The 18,481-nt window shown below is 36.9% G+C and carries 20 protein-coding genes and 11 tRNA genes; 2 read left to right on the forward strand and 29 right to left on the reverse strand.

Features of this window, described 5'->3' with window-relative positions:
* Positions 1-110 precede the first annotated feature (110 nt).
* From CWO92_RS23800 to CWO92_RS23855, 12 genes are all read right to left on the reverse strand, one after another.
* Positions 111-184: transfer RNA gene (locus CWO92_RS23800), tRNA-Gly, on the reverse strand.
* Between the two features lie 17 nt (positions 185-201).
* Positions 202-278, reverse strand: a tRNA-Pro gene (locus tag CWO92_RS23805).
* A 50-nt stretch (positions 279-328) separates the two neighbouring features.
* Positions 329-405 (reverse strand) — tRNA-Arg (locus CWO92_RS23810).
* A 77-nt stretch (positions 406-482) separates the two neighbouring features.
* Positions 483-568, reverse strand: a tRNA-Leu gene (locus tag CWO92_RS23815).
* 66 nt (positions 569-634) lie between these two features.
* Positions 635-719 (reverse strand) — tRNA-Leu (locus CWO92_RS23820).
* A gap of 30 nt (positions 720-749) precedes the next feature.
* A tRNA-Lys gene (locus tag CWO92_RS23825) sits at positions 750-825 on the reverse strand.
* A gap of 194 nt (positions 826-1,019) precedes the next feature.
* Positions 1,020-1,094 (reverse strand) — tRNA-Gln (locus CWO92_RS23830).
* Between the two features lie 20 nt (positions 1,095-1,114).
* Positions 1,115-1,191, reverse strand: a tRNA-Asp gene (locus CWO92_RS23835).
* Positions 1,192-1,408: 217 nt separating this feature from the next.
* Positions 1,409-1,480, reverse strand: a tRNA-Glu gene (locus CWO92_RS23840).
* A 16-nt stretch (positions 1,481-1,496) separates the two neighbouring features.
* Positions 1,497-1,587: transfer RNA gene (locus tag CWO92_RS23845), tRNA-Ser, on the reverse strand.
* Positions 1,588-1,590: 3 nt separating this feature from the next.
* Positions 1,591-1,665 (reverse strand) — tRNA-Asn (locus CWO92_RS23850).
* 82 nt (positions 1,666-1,747) lie between these two features.
* A complete protein-coding gene (locus CWO92_RS23855; RefSeq protein WP_101356684.1) occupies positions 1,748-2,206 on the reverse strand; it encodes a SprT family protein in 459 nt (152 codons plus the stop codon).
* A 97-nt stretch (positions 2,207-2,303) separates the two neighbouring features.
* On the opposite strand from CWO92_RS23855, the gene cmpA reads away from it, so the two are divergent.
* Positions 2,304-2,426, forward strand: coding sequence for a cortex morphogenetic protein CmpA (gene cmpA / locus CWO92_RS23860; protein WP_101356685.1), 123 nt, complete (start codon positions 2,304-2,306; stop codon positions 2,424-2,426).
* A 76-nt stretch (positions 2,427-2,502) separates the two neighbouring features.
* Here cmpA and CWO92_RS23865 read toward each other — a convergent pair whose 3' ends face one another.
* The 14 genes from CWO92_RS23865 to acpS all read right to left on the reverse strand — a co-directional run bounded on the left by CWO92_RS23865 (position 2,503) and on the right by acpS (position 13,901).
* The gene (locus CWO92_RS23865) at positions 2,503-4,680 is read right to left on the reverse strand and encodes a Tex family protein (RefSeq protein WP_233269701.1); all 2,178 of its coding nucleotides are present in this window, start codon (positions 4,678-4,680) and stop codon (positions 2,503-2,505) included.
* An 89-nt stretch (positions 4,681-4,769) separates the two neighbouring features.
* Complete coding sequence (locus CWO92_RS23870) at positions 4,770-5,366, reverse strand: PP2C family serine/threonine-protein phosphatase (protein ID WP_101356686.1); 597 nt, start codon at positions 5,364-5,366, stop codon at positions 4,770-4,772.
* Positions 5,363-6,163: an RNA polymerase sigma factor SigB gene (gene sigB / locus CWO92_RS23875; protein WP_101356687.1), complete on the reverse strand. Its 801-nt coding sequence runs from the start codon at positions 6,161-6,163 to the stop codon at positions 5,363-5,365. Before sigB ends, CWO92_RS23870 begins: the two co-directional genes overlap by 4 nt.
* Positions 6,141-6,611, reverse strand: coding sequence for an anti-sigma B factor RsbW (rsbW, locus tag CWO92_RS23880; RefSeq protein WP_101356688.1), 471 nt, complete (start codon positions 6,609-6,611; stop codon positions 6,141-6,143). The genes sigB and rsbW overlap by 23 nt, the downstream gene beginning before the upstream one ends.
* A 2-nt stretch (positions 6,612-6,613) precedes the next feature.
* On the reverse strand, positions 6,614-6,940 hold the full coding sequence (locus CWO92_RS23885) for an anti-sigma factor antagonist (protein ID WP_101356689.1): 327 nt from the start codon (positions 6,938-6,940) through the stop codon (positions 6,614-6,616).
* Between the two features lie 65 nt (positions 6,941-7,005).
* A complete protein-coding gene (locus CWO92_RS23890; RefSeq protein WP_101356690.1) occupies positions 7,006-8,016 on the reverse strand; it encodes a PP2C family protein-serine/threonine phosphatase in 1,011 nt (336 codons plus the stop codon).
* Positions 8,017-8,028: 12 nt separating this feature from the next.
* Positions 8,029-8,430, reverse strand: coding sequence for an anti-sigma regulatory factor (locus tag CWO92_RS23895; protein WP_101356691.1), 402 nt, complete (start codon positions 8,428-8,430; stop codon positions 8,029-8,031).
* Positions 8,431-8,435: 5 nt separating this feature from the next.
* Complete coding sequence (locus tag CWO92_RS23900) at positions 8,436-8,792, reverse strand: STAS domain-containing protein (protein ID WP_101356692.1); 357 nt, start codon at positions 8,790-8,792, stop codon at positions 8,436-8,438.
* A gap of 2 nt (positions 8,793-8,794) precedes the next feature.
* The gene (rsbRA, locus tag CWO92_RS23905) at positions 8,795-9,622 is read right to left on the reverse strand and encodes an RsbT co-antagonist protein RsbRA (RefSeq protein WP_101356693.1); all 828 of its coding nucleotides are present in this window, start codon (positions 9,620-9,622) and stop codon (positions 8,795-8,797) included.
* Positions 9,623-9,952: 330 nt separating this feature from the next.
* On the reverse strand, positions 9,953-10,303 hold the full coding sequence (gene ndoA / locus CWO92_RS23910) for a type II toxin-antitoxin system endoribonuclease NdoA (RefSeq protein WP_055741345.1): 351 nt from the start codon (positions 10,301-10,303) through the stop codon (positions 9,953-9,955).
* Positions 10,304-10,307: 4 nt separating this feature from the next.
* Positions 10,308-10,589, reverse strand: a complete 282-nt coding sequence (locus CWO92_RS23915) for a CopG family ribbon-helix-helix protein (protein WP_055741346.1) — start codon at positions 10,587-10,589, stop codon at positions 10,308-10,310.
* Positions 10,590-10,812: 223 nt separating this feature from the next.
* Positions 10,813-11,982: an alanine racemase gene (gene alr, locus CWO92_RS23920; protein ID WP_101356694.1), complete on the reverse strand. Its 1,170-nt coding sequence runs from the start codon at positions 11,980-11,982 to the stop codon at positions 10,813-10,815.
* Between the two features lie 337 nt (positions 11,983-12,319).
* Positions 12,320-13,336 (reverse strand): LolA family protein, encoded by a 1,017-nt coding sequence (locus CWO92_RS23925; protein ID WP_101356695.1) that lies wholly within the window; start codon positions 13,334-13,336, stop codon positions 12,320-12,322.
* A gap of 211 nt (positions 13,337-13,547) precedes the next feature.
* Complete coding sequence (gene acpS, locus CWO92_RS23930) at positions 13,548-13,901, reverse strand: holo-ACP synthase (protein WP_101356696.1); 354 nt, start codon at positions 13,899-13,901, stop codon at positions 13,548-13,550.
* 269 nt (positions 13,902-14,170) lie between these two features.
* Between acpS and CWO92_RS26630 the strand changes: the two genes are divergently transcribed.
* Positions 14,171-14,566, forward strand: coding sequence for a rhomboid family intramembrane serine protease (locus tag CWO92_RS26630; RefSeq protein WP_367593500.1), 396 nt, complete (start codon positions 14,171-14,173; stop codon positions 14,564-14,566).
* Between the two features lie 113 nt (positions 14,567-14,679).
* On the opposite strand, the gene CWO92_RS26425 is transcribed toward CWO92_RS26630, so the two are convergent.
* The 3 genes from CWO92_RS26425 to CWO92_RS23945 form a co-directional block, all read right to left on the reverse strand.
* Positions 14,680-14,805, reverse strand: a complete 126-nt coding sequence (locus CWO92_RS26425; RefSeq protein ID WP_268877623.1) for a hypothetical protein — start codon at positions 14,803-14,805, stop codon at positions 14,680-14,682.
* 562 nt (positions 14,806-15,367) lie between these two features.
* Entirely contained in the window at positions 15,368-17,158 is a 1,791-nt protein-coding gene (gene opp4A, locus CWO92_RS23940) for an oligopeptide ABC transporter substrate-binding protein (protein ID WP_101356698.1), read from the reverse strand.
* Positions 17,159-17,369: 211 nt separating this feature from the next.
* Positions 17,370-18,481: ABC transporter substrate-binding protein (locus CWO92_RS23945; protein WP_235851670.1), on the reverse strand; the 1,112-nt coding region annotated here is incomplete at its 5' end.

Raw genomic sequence — 18,481 nt, forward strand, 5'->3', positions numbered from 1 at the left:
TTCGTTCTGTTCAGTTTTCAAAGACCAATATTCAATTGCTTTTTTTAAGAAGCAACTTTTAAAGTATATCAACTTAAAATCAAAAAGTCAATAACCTTTTTTTATTTTTTTGGAGCGGGTGATGGGAATCGAACCCACGACAACAGCTTGGAAGGCTGTAGTTTTACCACTAAACTACACCCGCAAATATCAAATTATTAATGGTCGGGAAGACAGGATTCGAACCTGCGACCCCATGGTCCCAAACCATGTGCTCTACCAAGCTGAGCTACTTCCCGATTGAAGTAAGTATACATTCAATAATATACTCGCTTGAATAGTGTTTTAATGGCGCGCCCAAGAGGAGTCGAACCCCTAACCTTTTGATCCGTAGTCAAACGCTCTATCCAATTGAGCTATGGGCGCATTATAGAAAGTTATTTAAGATTATTTTGCTAAGCAAAAGAATCTATCGGAAAGTTATTTTGCTAAGCAAAAAACTTTGGTGCGGCCGAGAGGACTTGAACCTCCACGGGGTTGCCCCCACTAGGCCCTCAACCTAGCGCGTCTGCCATTCCGCCACGACCGCATTTATTAAAAGTGACAAAATTTATTATAACAAACAGCTAGATAAAATGCAATAGTAATTTTTGGTTGGTGCGGGTGAAGGGAGTCGAACCCCCACGCCTTGCGGCGCCAGATCCTAAGTCTGGTGCGTCTGCCAATTCCGCCACACCCGCGTATTAAAGAGTTATTATGTTTTGTTTAAATGGTGAGCCATGAAGGACTCGAACCTTCGACCCTCTGATTAAAAGTCAGATGCTCTACCAACTGAGCTAATGGCTCGCATATAGTTTTAAAGACGAATTTCATATTGCGTTCTATCTAAATGCATCTACGACGTCCCAATCTCAGAAAGATTATTCAAGTAGCAGCTCGATTGGTACGCTGATGTATTACTTTGTAGCGTATTCGATTGTGCTCTACCGACTGAGCTAATGGCTCGTATCGTCTTTGCGATAGCTATAAAAATAAAAAAATGGCTGGGCTAGCTGGATTCGAACCAGCGAATGACGGAGTCAAAGTCCGTTGCCTTACCACTTGGCTATAGCCCAATATTATTTTTTAATAAAAATGGCGGTCTGGACGGGACTCGAACCCGCGACCTCCTGCGTGACAGGCAGGCATTCTAACCAGCTGAACTACCAGACCAATTTTGTATGGGTATTATATGGAATTTACCAACAAGTTAAACTTGTCTAGCAACAGTATTTTTCGGTTTACATGATTTCTATATCTTTTTTCACAAACAGTCAACACCAACTGGTAGTACCATTTTCCAGTTCACGAACTACCTCGCTATGTTTCCTTTATCTCAGGCTAAGACTCCGAAATCGTACACCGATAACCAAATTCTTTGCTTTTCCAATGACCCGTACGGGATTCGAACCCGTGTTACCGCCGTGAAAGGGCGGTGTCTTAACCGCTTGACCAACGGGCCACAATCATATAAATCATGGCGGAGAAGGAGGGATTTGAACCCTCGCGCCGGTTACCCGACCTACACCCTTAGCAGGGGCGCCTCTTCAGCCACTTGAGTACTTCTCCATATGGCTCCGCAGGTAGGATTCGAACCTACGACCGATCGGTTAACAGCCGATAGCTCTACCACTGAGCTACTGCGGAATATTATTTCAATCTCGACTCTTAAAATTATAATTAGGTACAAGCATATTGTCAACCCAATTTTAAAAAAACTTTTTGAGTACTAATTATCTGCCTTATTTAGCTTTCCCCCACATTTTCCGCACACATAACGCGTAGTATCCACTCTTCTTCTTCTTTTGTAAAGTGTTTTACAGTTTGTGCATTCATATAAGTGAAAAGTAGCAGTTCTCTTTCCCTTTACATTCTGAAGTGGAGTACAAAATCTCGAGCCTCCAACTTGTTTCAGTAATACTTTAAAATCACGATCCTTATGCTGGTATCCTTTCCCCTCTATATGAAGATGGTAATGGCATAATTCATGCTTAATAATTGCGATGAGTTCTTCTATTCCGTGCTCTTCAAAGTATTTATAATTCAGCTCAATGTTATGGCTATTTAATAAGTATCGTCCACCGGTAGTACGTAATTTTGAATTGAATAACGCCTGATGTTTAAACGGCTTTCCAAAAAAAGTTGATGAAATATCCTCTACAATTTTTTGAAGCTGGTAACGTTCCATCCTAAAACTCCCCTTTTCAAGCAACTTCAAATGAACATGACAACCTATTATAACATATACTAGGTATTAACCTACTTATCAACAAGGAGGTTTCGAGATGCCAATTTGGTTTCAAAATCAGATGCGGAGAGCTTTTAATGAAAAGAATCGATACCAAATAAAATTATTAAATCAATGCTGGTTTTTTTACACAAACCAAAACAGTGAAAAATCTAGTTGATATTTCCGCTTAAATTACTTATTAAAATATAATGGTTATAAAAAAAACTGCTATCCAATAGCAGTTTTTCAAATTTTTACTTTTTCAGCATTGTAAGTGACAATCTGCCTTTTACAGCATCTACATTTTCAACCCATACAGTAACAATGTCACCAACAGACACAATATCTAGGGGATGCTTGACGAATTGGTTGCTTAATTTAGAAATATGAACTAAACCATCTTCTTTTACCCCTACATCTACAAACGCTCCAAAGTCTACTACATTTCTTACAGTACCTTGCATTTCTAATCCAGGCTGTAAATCTTCTAATTTTAAAATATCTTTCTTTAATAATGGTTTAGGCAACTCATCACGCGGGTCACGCCCTGGTTGATTTAATGCATCCATAATATCTCGTAAAGTAAGTTCACCTATTCCTAATTCATTTGAGATTTCCGAAATAGATAAGGAAGAGATAGCATCCTTTAATTTATCAGAACCAATATCGGCGGTTGTAAAGTTCAACTTCTTTAATAAAGCTTTTACTTCTTCATATCTTTCTGGGTGAATGGATGTCTTATCAAGCGGTTCTTCGCCGTCCATTATCCTTAAAAATCCGATACACTGCTCGTAAGTTTTAGCACCTAAACGGGGGATATTCTTTAATTGCGTACGGTTAATGAATCTACCACTTTCATTCCGTACTTTTACAATATTTCCTGCAACTGTTTTACTTAAACCAGCTACATATTGTAAAAGTGACTGAGAAGCAGTATTTACGTTTACTCCAACTTGGTTTACAGCAGTTTCTACCACAAATGTTAACGAATCGTTTAATTTCTTTTGAGAAACATCATGCTGATATTGGCCAACCCCTACTGATTTTGGGTCTATCTTTACTAGCTCCGCTAACGGGTCCTGAAGTCTTCTGGCGATGGAAACAGCACTTCTTTCCTCTACCTGCAGGTCAGGAAACTCTTCCCTCGCTAAATCAGATGCAGAATACACACTTGCTCCTGCCTCATTAACAATGATATATGATATATCTTTGTTAACTTCTTTAAGAATTCCTGCAACAAATTGCTCTGTTTCTTGAGAAGCTGTTCCATTTCCGATTGCAATGATTTCAATACTGTATTCCTCTAAGATCTTTGTAAATGTTTCCTTCGCTTCTTCTGGCTTGGCTTTCGGTGGATGAGGATAGATTACCCCTATATATAATACTTTTCCTGTTTCATTTACAACAGCCAATTTACAGCCGGTTCTATACGCCGGATCCACCCCCAAAACCATTTTCCCTTTTAATGGAGGCTGCAATAGAAGATTCCGCAAATTTTCGGAAAATATATGAATCGCTTGATCTTCCCCTTTTTCCGTTAGTTCATTACGGATTTCTCTTTCTATTGCAGGCTGAATTAATCGTTTATATGCATCTTCAACAGCTTCTTTTACATAAGCAGCTGTAATAGAATGAGCTTTTTTAACTACCTTTTTGGACAGCTTATCCATAATCCTATCCGTATCTGGTTGAATGGTAATGCGCAAAATATCCTCTTTTTCACCGCGGTTTAAGGCTAAAATTCGATGCGGGACGATTTTTCTAACAGGTTCTTCGTATTCATAGTACATCTCAAAGACCTTTTTATCATCATTCTCTGCCTTTTTAACAGATGAAGAAATCACACCCGTTTTATATGTATCTTCTCGAATCCACTCTCGGTGGGTTGCCTCATCAGACACCCATTCTGCAATAATATCCTTCGCGCCTAATAAAGCATCTTCAGCTGTATGTACTTCTTTCTCTTCCGAAACAAACTGTGCCGCTTTTTCCTCCACATTTCCCATTGTCGGAAAGGTCATCATCCATTCCGCCAGAGGTTCTAAACCTTTTTCCTTTGCGATAGTCGCTTTTGTGCGGCGTTTTTGCTTATATGGCCGGTAAAGATCCTCGATGGTTTGAAGCTTATCAGCAGCAATTATTTTTTGTTGGAGTTCATCAGTCAATTTACCTTGCTCTCCAATTAATCGAATAACCTCTTCTTTTCTTTGCTCTAAATTTTGAACATAAGTCCATCGATCCATTATAGCTCTAATTTGAACCTCATCTAAGGCTCCGGTCATCTCTTTTCGGTATCTTGCTATAAACGGAACAGTATTGCCCTCATCAAGTAATGAAATAACCGTATTTATTTGTTTAGGAGAAAATTTCAATTCTGAAGCTAATTGTTTTTTTAGCTGTTCCTCTCTCATTGCTACTGTTTGTTCAGCCATTTAATCCACCCATTTCCACATTTATTCAACTTACTTGGGACTCTTATTATTTTAACATGTTCAGATGAAAGTGAAAAAGCCTGCACTATTCATAGCAAGCTTCCAAGGATACATGTACAATCATCCGTTTTTCGTATATAATCTCTTTTTATTTCATTAGCAAGCGTATCAAGGGGACGGCCGCTTTGCATGAATGATTTTGCATTTGAAAGACTTACACCATCCGAATGTAAAAGAAAACGGGAATTAGCTTCATAAGAAAAACATTGCGTGCGAAAGGTTTGTGGCCTCCCTGACAAATATCCTGTTACCGATAAAGGATAGGTTGTTTTTCCAGAAGGTGTGTATAAGTAACAACGAATATTACCTACTCCGCTATAAATCAATTCTCGCTTTTGCAAATTAATTTTCATAATGGAAACTGCTGCACCTCTTTTATTTACTAATAACTTATTAGAATTATATATAAGGGAGTTTACGTCCATTTCCTGGTTTTCCTTTACATACTCTACAACGGAGGAAGATGCCTCAAATGCAGCTTTTCCACTTCCTAATCCATCTGCTAAAACACATAGAAAGGTGTTGTTATTTACAGACATATAAAAACTATCCCCGCAATATTCTTTTCCTTCTTTCGCTGTCTGAAAGGCGTAAGCTTCCATCAAATAATGTTGTAGTTGCATCATGATAAATATTTCTCCGAATGAATTGCTTCTTCCTCAAAAATGGCTTCACGTAATTTTTTTATAGCACGACGCTGTAGTCTTGATACATGCATTTGAGATATTCCAAGCTTCAACCCAGTTTCTTTTTGGCTCATATTTTCTAAGTAAGTATAGTGGATAATTTGACGTTCTTGCTCACTTAATACATGTAAAGCCTTATCAACTACTAGGCGCTGATCCACTTTTTCATAGCCGTTGTCTACATTTCCTACTATATCTAATAACGTGACTGTGCTTCCATCTGAATCCGACTCAATTGAATGATCCACAGATAAAGATTGATAGCTTTTTCCCATTTCCATCGCCTCAAGAACCTCTTCCTCTGAAATATTAATTCTCAAAGCAATTTCGTCAATTCTAGGTGACCGCTGCAATTCTATTGTTAATTCCTCCGCTGCCTTTTTTATTTTTGGACCTAGTTCTTTGATTCTTCTCGGAACATGTACACTCCATGTTTTATCTCGTAGAAATCGTTTTATTTCTCCAACAATTGTTGGAACCGCAAACGCCTCAAAGCCTTTTCCAAAGGACTCATCATATCTCCTCATCGCCCCAAGCAAACCGATAATTCCCACTTGAAATATATCCTCGTGATAATGATTACCTTTTGAATACTTTCTGGCAATAGAATCCACAAGCTTTTCAAAATGTCGGACAAGCTTTTCTTGTATTTCTTCATCACCGTTTTGTTGAAAAGATTTAATTAAGCTAACCACCTGGTTTGATTCCAGAGATTTAGGTTGAGACAATTTTCCCATTCGTCTCCACCTGCTCTCCTTCGAGGTACTTAATCATTACGACCGTTACCCCTTCATTTTGAAGAATTTGCACTTCATCCATGAGACTTTCAATTAAGTAAAGGCCCAATCCCCCTTCTTTCAAAAGTTCAGTTTGGTTCCTTTCATGATACGGACCAAGATTACCTTTTACCTTGTTATAATCAAAACTATTCCCAGAATCAGATACTATTACTTCCATTCGGTCGGAATAAATACCAAAGGTAATAGAAATCTGACCTCCCATACTTCCTTTATATCCATGCTGAATTGCATTTGTAATTGCCTCACTTACCGCAATTTTCAAATCCTCAATGATTTCGTAATCGAATCCCATTCGACTTGCAATGCCTGAAAGCGTGAGTCGCATAACTCCAATATATTCAGGTTTTGCAGGTATTTTCATCTCGATGCTTTCAAATGCCCCCATTTTTACACACCCTCTACCTCGGTATTAATCTCCATAATCTCAGCTAAACCAGTTATTTCAAATAAACGTTTTAGGCGAGGAGATAGACCTGTCAATTTTAGGTTTCCCTCATTTGCTCTTAACATTTTAAATAACCCAACAAACACGCCCAAGCCTGTACTATCCATATAAGTGACTTCCGACAGATTTACCGTCAAATGAATAAGCTTCTTATTCTCAAACGGTTGTAACGACTCCTTTAATTTCGGTGCCGAATACGCATCAATTTCACCACTTATTTTTATCTTAACTTGGTTTTCTTTTTGTTCTATATTTACGGTCAAATTCATAACTCCACCCCTTCACCGTATTCGCCTTTTTACTCTTTACCCCATTTACTGTTTAGCCAAACCTTTTATTTTACTCTTTTTAATATTATTAGCGTAAAGTCATCCCGCAGTTGAAATGCTTGCAATCTTTCCAAATCTTTATATACATTATTCACCATGACATCGGCCGGTAAATCAATATTTTTTCGTATGTAAGAAACAATTGCATCTCTTTCAATAAATCCTTTGTCTGTTCTGCATTCTGTAACTCCGTCAGACAAAAGAACAATCATATCCCCTATTTGCAGCTTTCTTGAGTATCCTCGATAACGGGTCTTTTTATTTACCCCGAGCAGCAAACCATCGGCAGCTAAATCAAAAAATTTATTTTGTGCCGCGTCATAGAAAAAGCCTGGTTCATGTCCTGCAGAGGAGTAATGAAATTGGTGCTCATTTGGGTCATACATTCCGTAAAACATAGTAATAAACATACTTGGGTCCACATTTTGCTCTACAACACGATTTAAATCTTCAAGCAAACGGCTTGGTTGGTGTTGAATATCTGTTAAACTATCCATCGCGTATTTAATCATTGACATACAAAGAGCAGCTGGAATTCCTTTACCGATAATATCTGCGATAGCTACCCCTATCCGATTTTGCTCGTCTTCAATAAAGTGAAAATAATCACCACTCATTTTTTTAGCCGGTACACTGATAGCTCCTATGTCCAAATTTGCAGTTTTAGGAATTTTCGTGCCAAGCAGTGTTTTCTGCATATTCGCGGCTACCTCAATCTCGTTTTTTAATTCAATCTGCTGATCACGAAGACTTTGATGTTCCCTATATGCCAAACCATATCCCATCATAATTTCTAAAAGGACATCGAAGGAATGAAGAACATTTTCACTTAAATTCGGTTCGATTTCTAACAATAGAGAACGATGCAAGCTAATCATTTCTTCCGGAGAAATTTGATGTTCAATTAATTTCCGGCTAAATTTCTGACTTTGATATAAAACTTGTTCACTTTGTTGTTGTAGATAGTTTGATAAAATATCTCTATATTTTGTTTCCATTATATTTTTGAAGGTCATCGATAACTCCCCCTATCGGAGCCATTTTGTCGCCGTAATAATGGTTCCTTGATTCGGTTTAGAATCAATATCGAATGTATCCATTAATCGTTTTACCCCTGGCAATCCCGCTCCTAAGCCGCCTGAGGTTGAGTAACCATCTTCCATCGCTTTCCGAATATCTTGAATTCCAGGTCCCTCGTCTTCGGCAATAATTTGCAAGCCCCATTTCCCATCGTCAAAGACTTTGTTAATTGTTATTTGACCTTGTTTGGCATATAAAAAAATGTTTCTTGCCAGTTCGCTGATTGCTGTGGTTATCCTTGCTTGATCTACAGTACCGAAATTGAGTTCCTTTGCAATATTTCTACCTAACTGGCGGACTGCAACGATGTCCCATTCGTTTAAAATCTTCACGCTGGATTGGAACTCCATAAAAGTCAATCCCCCAGTTCCTGTTGTAATTTCTCCAAACCATTTTCTAAATCTATCGCTGTAGACACATCCTCTAATCGTATCCCAAGTTCAATGAGCGTAATCGCAACAGCTGGTCGAATCCCTGTTACAACAACTTTTGCACCCATTAACTTCGACATATCAATTACATCCCCAAGAACTTTTGCAATAAATGAATCAATTATATCTATTGATGTTAAGTCGATTACAACTCCCCTAGCATTAGTTTCATGTATTTTATGTAATAGATCTTCTTGAAATTGAAGGGCAGTTTGGTCATCAAGTTCCCATTGAATGGATACGAGCAGACAATCATATAGCTTTAAGATTGGTATTCTCACTACTATGCCTCCAATTTAATGATTTTTCGATTGGTCATCTCTAATGCCTTTTCTATCCCTATGCGTAAAGTGCTTGTAGTGATAACCTGATTTAAATTAATTCCTAAATTTACAATTGTTTGCGCGATTTCTGGTCTAATTCCTACCAACATACATTTAGCACCGACTAAACGCACAGCATCTGCCGCTTGAATTATATGGTGAGCTACCATGGTATCGACTACTGGCACACCTGTAATGTCAATTAAGACTACTTCTGAACGGTGTTTGACTACTCCATTTAGAAGATTTTCCATAATCAATTTGGCTCTTTCTGTATCAATTGTTCCCACCAAAGGCATAACGGATATTTTCTCAAATACCGGAATTAATGGCGCCGAAAGTTCTTGCAATGCTATTTTTTGAAGGGATACCGTCCTTTCCCATGTTGCAGTATATGCTTGAATAATTTCATGCATCATTGGTGTCATCCATTTGTCGTACACCATTGCAAATTCCTTTACTCTATCTGAAGGGATTAAATCCTTTTGGAATATTTCCGTATAGATAATGCGCCCTAATGTTGTTAATCCTAATGATACATAGGTTAACGGCCAGCCTAAACGTACAATTCTTTCAGAAAACTCCTCGAGTTTTTCCGTGTACTCCTGATTAGACTTTTTGATTCTTGCAAAAATAACCTCAACAAATTCTTTACTCAAATTAGCGTACACACTGTCTGAAACGGTTTTGGTGACCCTTTCATCTCCCTCTTCCTTCATCCTCTTCATCCACTCTGTTAAAATAGCTTCCTTATTGTTTGCAATAAAATCTTTTAACAAGTTTTGCATAGGATCTCTCCATTCTTTAAAGGATAATTTATACATATTATCATTTAATGCTTTAATTAATGATTCATTTTTTGGATGCCAAGGTTTCCGTCTCGCTCCCCCCTTGGGAATGGAATTTCCATATCATTATTCTTTTCGCGAGATTTCTTTCTAAATATCCCTCAAAACAGTCGTTAATTACTTATAGCCTTTTGTATTAGGTTAACAAATTTTTGGAATTGTAAAAATTGATTTAGCTCAAAATCATTGCAAATGGTGCTTCTTTACTATAAAATTAACCGAATATTCCGCTATTGACAAATATAAAAAAACGCTCTTCAAGAGCGTCGTTTAAAATTCTATGAGTCCTAAGCTTATTTGCAAGGCATCATCTACTTTTTCCATCATTTCTTCGTCAAGATGCGTGATTTTGTCCGTTAAGCGTTGTTTGTCAATTGTGCGAATTTGTTCAAGCAAAATAACAGAATCGCGTTCAAAGCCGTAACGCTTTGCATCAATTTCAACATGTGTAGGCAGTTTTGCTTTTTGGATTTGCGCTGTAATAGCAGCAACAATTACAGTCGGACTAAACCTGTTCCCTATATCATTTTGTATGACTAATACCGGTCGGACCCCGCCTTGTTCCGATCCAACTACTGGGGAAAGGTCAGCAAAGTACACGTCACCACGCTTAACAATCAAAGGACTAACCCCCGCTAACCAAGCGTTCTACTGTATGTTCTGCTTCGTATTCTGCCTGAATCGCTTCCGATGCTATTGCTAAATTAATTTTAGCCATTTCCATATATCCGCGTCTCATGGATTCACGAATTTGACGTTTTCTTCTTTCACGAAGATACATTTTAGTAGCTCGGTAAATAAATTCATTACGATTCACATTCTCTTGTTCAGCAAATCCATCAAGTTCTGATAATAGTTGTTGCGGTAATCTAATTAAAATTTCTGTTGTTGCGCTGGATTCAGACACAAACGACACCTCCACCAATCACTACACACCGATTCTTAAATACCAATTTAATAATACCACCAAATTAACTATACGCAAAGACAATTTAGTCATTCCTCACTATTATCTGCAAAAAATTGGCTCATTTATGCATTAATATAAAGAAACTCCAATATATTGCCCATTAAAATACTATTTGTTTAACAGTATTACCAACATTTTGTTCTGTTGCAAAAGTTATTTTTCATTTCCAATTATTTTTTTCACCCAATAATCCATTTCTCACTTCCACTACTTCGCCATTTTTCATATAGACTCTCGGAACTCTATTTGAGATAATGCATGGAATCTCATAGTTTATTGTTTCTAATTTGCGCGCGATATCATTTATAGATATAAAAAGACTATCTTGTTTTCCAATTAATGTAACAGTTGTTCCTACAGGTAAATAGTGTGGGAGCCTAATCATACATTGATCCATACATATTCTCCCGACTATCGGAGCTTCTTTTCCATCCACCAAAACAACTTGTCCCTGCAACTTCCTAATCCACCCATCAGCATACCCGATTGGAAGAGTCGCTATCCATTCCTCCTCCTTTGTCTGATAAGTCGCACCATAACTAATACTTTCACCTGGAGGAAGCTTTTTAACATGTACAATTCGAGTATGGAGGGAAAAAACCTCCTTTAATGGAAAGGGAATTAATTCACTCATTTCTTCAGAAGGGGTTAACCCATACATAGCAATGCCTAATCGAACCGCGTTAAAGCCCATTTGCGGGAAGCGCAACGAAGCAGCACTATTAGCACAGTGGATGTAACGAGGTTTTTTATCCAATATATGAACCATTTCAGTAAATTGGTGTAACTGCTTTTCATAATAATTCGTATTTAGTTCATCTGCCGTTGCAAAATGAGTAAAGATTCCTTCAAATACAAACTGGCGATTTCCTTCTATGAAGCCAACCATCTCCGTCAATTCCTGTTTATCTCTTATTCCAACTCTTCCCATCCCAGTATCACATTTCACATGAATAGAAAGCATCTGATTGTTCAGTGTAAGCATTGCTTTTTCCAACCATTCCTTTTGAAAAACAGTCAGTGAAATATTATGCATCGCTGCTATAGCAGCATCTTCCGGGCGACTCGCTCCTAGAACGAGAATAGGAACATCAATTCCATTTCTCCTTAGAACTAACGCCTCGTCTAGAAAAGCAACACACAAACCATGCGCACCTGCTTCTAATGCCGTCTTTGCCACTTGAACATCTCCATGCCCATATCCATTTGCTTTTACTACGGCAAAAATATCAACGTCCTTCGGTAAATGATTTCGTACCGATAATACATTTTCTTTTAAATAATCTAATTGGATCTCTACCCAAGTATCGCGATAGTATGGTGAGTTCATTTCGAAAAACACATCCCTAAATATTAAAAGTAATAATTGCTTTGATTATTTATCTCTTATACCGCAATGTCAACTATTTATTACAGTTTCTATAAATGGAAAAAAGCAGGCTACTGTCAGTAGCCTACTTTCTTTCATTTGAGAGATATTAAAATTTATACCTGTGGAAACTATTAATAAAATTGTTTACATCTAGATTAGGCCCCATCGGCAAGCAGATTTTTGCTTTTTTCTAAATAAGTGTTATCGCCTGGTAAAGTACCTCAGCCTTTTTCCTTTATCTCGGTGTGAAACTACGACATCTGTTAACGGTTAGAGTGCTTTTCGCATTTACACTTTATTTTACCGGCTGGCCTTGAACAGATTCAGCAATTTCAATCATCTCATTCTTGGATAATTTATTAGATGCAATCATATAATTGACACCGTCTTGTGTCCATGTTAAAGAGTTATTCGTTATTTCCCCAATCACAAATCCCAAATCAACCATATCCCCATTCATTGCTGTTACTTCCATTGCTTTGCTGGAAGATGCAGCAGCCTTCTCTTGGATTAAAGTGAATGGTTTATCACCACTATAAGTTAGAATTACGCGTTTTCCATTGTCTGTGTTAATTTCTTTTTCATCATATAGCTTTCCAATTTTAGCCTCTGGGTACTTAACGGAGAATTCAGAACCACCATTTACTTTTACATCTTGAGGTGCTTTATCAAAACTAGCGCCAGTTAAATTCTTTTTCGTATCAAATGCGTTTTTATCAAACTTGGCATTAAATTGAACCTTCGTGAATGTAACGGATACTAAGGTGTTTTTATTCGTATCCATTACTTTCACAGTTTTCGGTGTTAACGTTCTCTTATCAAATGAAATTTCTTGATATGGGAGCATTTTATTGTTTTGGTAACGCGTTTTGGTTTCAAATACATAATTATTCTTTGTAACTTTAAATTTTGCATTTTTATCTTGCAAAATATCTTTTACTAGTGACTCATATAAGTATGCTTGGCTACTATTTTTTGGCCATTCACTTTGGAATTTATAGCTTTTATTAAGCGTCGGAGTTAAAACATATACACCGTCTTTATTGCGAAGAATCATCTGACTTTGATCTTTTTTCGAGTTCTTCAATTGCACGCGGTAATAATCTGGTTTGTTATGCCAAATTTCAATATCATAGACTTGCGGTTCTGTTCCCATTTTCAATGTCATTTCTGCAGTCGCCTTATATCCTGACAGCTTTTCCAGCTTTCCGTTTAAATCTTGGACTACATCCTCTTGCGACTTGGATCCACAAGCTGATAATGCAAGAATTGCTGCAAGTACCACTGCAAGTATCCAAAACTTTTTCTTCATCCCTTCAACCCCTTCATACTCATTTATTCATTGGTGAAGAGAAAGGCCATTCTACATTGATTGATAACCAAAAGTTCTGCTTGAAGTGAACTTTGAAGCTATTTAACCTTAAGCCTTGTCTCTCCTATCGCACTATGAATATATGAGACAACCTTTAGGATTATGCAAAGGATGTTGTAACTCAAATTTAAAATTTGATCATAATATTTTGTTAAATTTCCTCTATAATGACTTGTGCCACCGCATATTGTGCACTATGGGTAATAGAGAGGTGGACACCTTGTTCTTTAGGTTTGGTTATATATGGTTTCCCTTTGCTATCAACGGAAATTTCAATATCGGTAAAGGATAACTCCTCTCCAAATCCTGTTCCGTTTGCTTTAGCATAAGCTTCTTTTGCAGCAAACCTCCCTGCTAGAAATTCAATTTTCCGCTTTCCAGATAACATTCTATAGACTTCGATTTCTTGTTCTGAAAGAATCCTCTCTGGAAATCTTCCTTGTCTCTCACAAACTTTTTGAACCCTTTCTATTTCTACTATATCTATACCTATACCTTTTATCATTTATAAATTCCCTTCTATCAAATGTTTCTTCTGCATAAACATATTGTACAACCTGCTAGGAAAGGAGAAAACTTATGTATTCCCAATCTAACAGCACATTTCATCTATATTTAAAATCCTATCCTATTACACTTTTCATCATATTCGTTCATTTATTCTGCTTTACTTTAATGTGGATTCCCTTTGTTCCTCATCAACCTTTATATAAACGTTTCATCGGGGTTAATTTATATATTTCTGAAGGAGAAATATGGAGACTAGTTACTCCAATGTTTATTCATGTTCATTTTGCCCATTTTTTTTATAATACAATATCAATTGCTATGATGGGTCCTATAATCGAAGGTTTACTAGGAAAATGGAAATTTTTACTGCTTTATCTTATCTCAGGAATAGCGGGCAATGCCGCTACTTTTGTATTTCTCCCACTAACATACACACACACAGGGTCGAGCGGTGCAATATTTGGTCTCTTAGGCTGTTTTTTATTCTTTGCTTTGACAAAAAGACTCCATATTCCTAGACAGAACCAAACAATTCTTTTGCTTATAATAGGAATATCCGTAATTATGACTGTTTTTGAGTCAGACATAAATATAACAGCCCATGCTGCAGGACTATTCAGTGGCCTTTTGTATAGTTGGATTTTCTCGAGAAATAAATAATAATTTTTTTATCTTTACGTTTTGATAAACAATATTCATATCGAATTCAGATAATAGCGCAAATTTGTCTTCATACATACTCAAGTGGATATTACGGTATTTTAGATAGTGGGTCATTCCTGCTCATAATTATTCCAACCGGAAGCATGATATCGAAAAAACCAATGATAAATGAGTACAGCCACAGAAAGACTTTTAATCCGTGTATAAAAAATAATGATAATAAGTAGAACCTTCATAGGTTCTCTCCTTACATAGTTCTTTGCTTTTACTAGTGGCTTAATAATTTCTATATTAAAATGAAGAATGTTTTAAGAAAATGTGCAGAACCTCAAAATGACTGTTTTTTTCACCATCGCAAGCAATATAATAGTTACTACTTCCCTTATCCGCAATACTCCTCCAGCACTTTCAATGAATATTGAAACTATCCAAATAACCTGTGAATTCGAATCTCCGGCATTCCAATTTTAAATATAACTTCCACTTTTCTAATAACCCTCTTGACTATTATTAAATCACTGTTTACTTAAGAAACAGTAAAATCCTATTTTAAAAAAAGGAATAAGGATACAAATTACTATGCTAATTTAAAACGCTTGTATGAGGGAAAATCCATACCCCACCCCCAGCATTACAATATTCTTAACGGTGTCCACCTATATTATTATGGATGGCTGAGATAATTGTTTCAAATTTCATAAAAAGTTGTAACCTTCTAGAAATAGAAAACAAACGGGAAATGATTAATCCAAACTAAAAAAAGGACAATCCTTTTGAGGACCATCCTTTTTTTAGATATTACTCTACATCTGGATTATTACTTGATACGCTCACATCGCTCCAAACAAATGTAGTTTTCCCTGGTTCAATTGTATAATCCTTAACGCGGTTATTAACAGCAGTTAAGCCATAACGGAATAATGTTGGAATTACAGGCAATTCATCATTCATTAGTTTTTGCCAATCCTCGTATACTTGCTTACGATAATCATGATCAAGTGCTTTTTCTGAATGACCTTCTTCCAATAATTTAGAATTCTCTTCATTTACGTAACGAGAAAAGTTAAATGCAACATCTTCACCATATAATCCATAAGGATCTACGTCAGAACCAGTGCTCCATGCACCCGCAAACACATCTACTTTTGGATCATCTGCTTCAACCATGTCATAGAATGAGTTGAATTCTGCAAGTCTGCCATCAACTAATGACACATCTAGACCTACGTTTTTCCAGCACTGCATATAAAATTTTGCAAGTGGTTCAGCTGTCTCTCCGCCACTCATAGATAAGAAATTGATATGGAACTTCTTACCATCTGGATCTTCACGAAGACCGTCACCGTCTTTATCTTTGTAACCTGCTTCATCCAATAATTTCTTCGCCTTTTCCGGGTCGTAACCAATCGCACCAGCATCGCTATGCCATGATGGGAAGGATGGTGGAATGAGAGATGTTGCTGGGAATCTTAAGCCATTATAAATCTTTTCACCAACTGATTTTTCATCTAATGCATATGCCATTGCTTGTCGCAAACGCTTATCTTGGAATTTAGGGTTATCCATTATGTTTTTGCCCTTTTTCGCATCCCAATGTCCTAACTTAAAGCCAATGTAGCTGTAAGACAACTCAATCTTTCCTAAGAATTGGAATGCCTTAGCATTCTTTGCGGCAGGATATTGGTCTACTGGGAATGATGCAATATCTACATCGCCTTTTTTAAGTGATTGCAGAATTACTTTAGGGTTCACAACCTTTAAAACAATTGATTTCAACCTAGGTTTGCCTTTCCAATAATTGTCGTTTCTTTCATACTCAACGGATTCTCCTGGAACAATCTTTTTAATTTTGAATGGTCCAAATCCGATTGCCTTAGCATGAACATAAGGCGATTTAGCAAGGTCTTTAATTGGAGTATCTTTTAATAAATGTTTAGGTGCAGCTGTTGACCACAGACCAGTTAATAAAGATGGGTTAGCTTTTGTAAAGGTAATAGAAAGTGTTTTGTCATCAATAATTTTTATTCCGGAGATATTTTTGGCCTTACCAGCATGGTATTCTTTCATTCCAACGATACTTTGTATAATAGTATCGCCATAACGTACACCCGTGTAATCCTTATTACCAATGACTAAAAATGAATATTCATAGTCTTCAGCAGTAACAGGTTGACCGTCTGACCAATTGACATTATCTCTAATTTTCACCGTAATAGTCTTTTTGTCATCAGACAATTCCCAAGTGGCAGCTCCGTCATTTGTCATTTCATAGTCAGCATTATAGCTAAATAAAGTGTCGTCGAAAAATTGTTGTACCTCTGAATCCGGTACCCCCTCAGAATACAATGAGCTTAGCACTCCTTCAAATGGAGTATCGGAAACGAGCCCATAGGTTAATGTACCATCCTCAACCGCATTTTTATCATTTTTCACTGTCATTGGAAACTTACTTGTGTCGACGTTTGGTTTGTTGCTTGCACCCGGCTTTGGCTTTTTGCCATCACCGCCTGTCGAACTGCTACAAGCAGATAACAGTAACCCTAGGACGACTATAAGACTGAAAAACTTAAATAGATGTTTCTTCTTCATCCTTTTTCTTCCCCCTTTTTTAAATGTTATCTTTTTCTTACATCGCCGAAAATTAACGTTTGACGATGTAATTTATACACAACGTCATTATTTAAATTAATAATGACGCAGGTAACCTAATCCTAAATGGTAATGCGAGAATATATATAATATTCTTATAATTATATTTTTTTTAAAAGGGATGATCCTATGACCATCCCTTTTATAGAAATTACTCTACGTCTGGAGTATTGCTGGATACGGTAATATCTCTCCAAACAAAGTTATTTTTACCTGGTTCAATTGTGTAATCTTTTACGCGATTATTGGTAGCTATTAATGCATAACGGAATAATGTAGGAATTACAGGCAGCTCATCATTCATATATTTTTGCCACTCATCGTAAACTTTCTTACGATAATCAGTGTCAAATGCTTTGTCAGAATGTCCATCTTCTAATAATTGGTCGTTTTTATCACTTACGAAGTGAGAATAGTTAAATGGTACATCTTTTCCATATAGTCCATACGGATCAACGTCAGAGCCGGTTCCCCATGCCCCCGCATAAATATCCACTTTTGGATCATCATTTTCAACCATATCATAGAAGGAGTTAAACTCATGCAAACGACCATCAACAAGTTTTACATCTAAGCCAACATTTTTCCAACATTGGATATAGAATTTAGCAAGTGGTTCAGCAGTTTCTCCACCACTCATAGATAGGAAGTTGATAGTAAACTTCTTGCCATTTGGATCTTCTCGAAGACCATCACCATCTTTATCCTTATAACCTGCTTCATCCAATAATTTCTTCGCCTTTTCAGGATCGTAACCAATTGCACCTTCATCACTATGCCATGTTGGGAAGGACGGAGGTATTAAAGATGTTGCTGGGAAACGTAATCCATTAAAGATTTTTTCACCGACTGATTTTTCATCTAGGGCATATGCCATTGCTTGACGTAAACGCTTATCTTCGAACTTAGGATTATCCATTATATTGACACCTTTTTTCGCATNATCTTCGAACTTAGGATTATCCATTATATTGACACCTTTTTTCGCATCCCAATGACCTAACTTAAAGCCAATGTAGCTGTATGCCAAATCAATTTTCCCTAAAAATTGGAAAGCTTTAGCATTCTTAGCAGCAGGGTATTGATCTACAGGGAACTCTGCAATATCAACATCACCTTTTTTAAGTGACTGTAAAATTACCTTTGGATTTACAACCTTTAGTACAAGAGATTTTAACTTAGGCTTACCAGCCCAGTAATCATCATTGCGTTCAAATTCAACAGACTCTCCAGGAACAATCTTTTTAATTTTGAATGGTCCAA

This window comes from Heyndrickxia camelliae (genome assembly GCF_002844575.1).
GTDB lineage: Bacteria > Bacillota > Bacilli > Bacillales > Bacillaceae_C > Margalitia > Margalitia camelliae.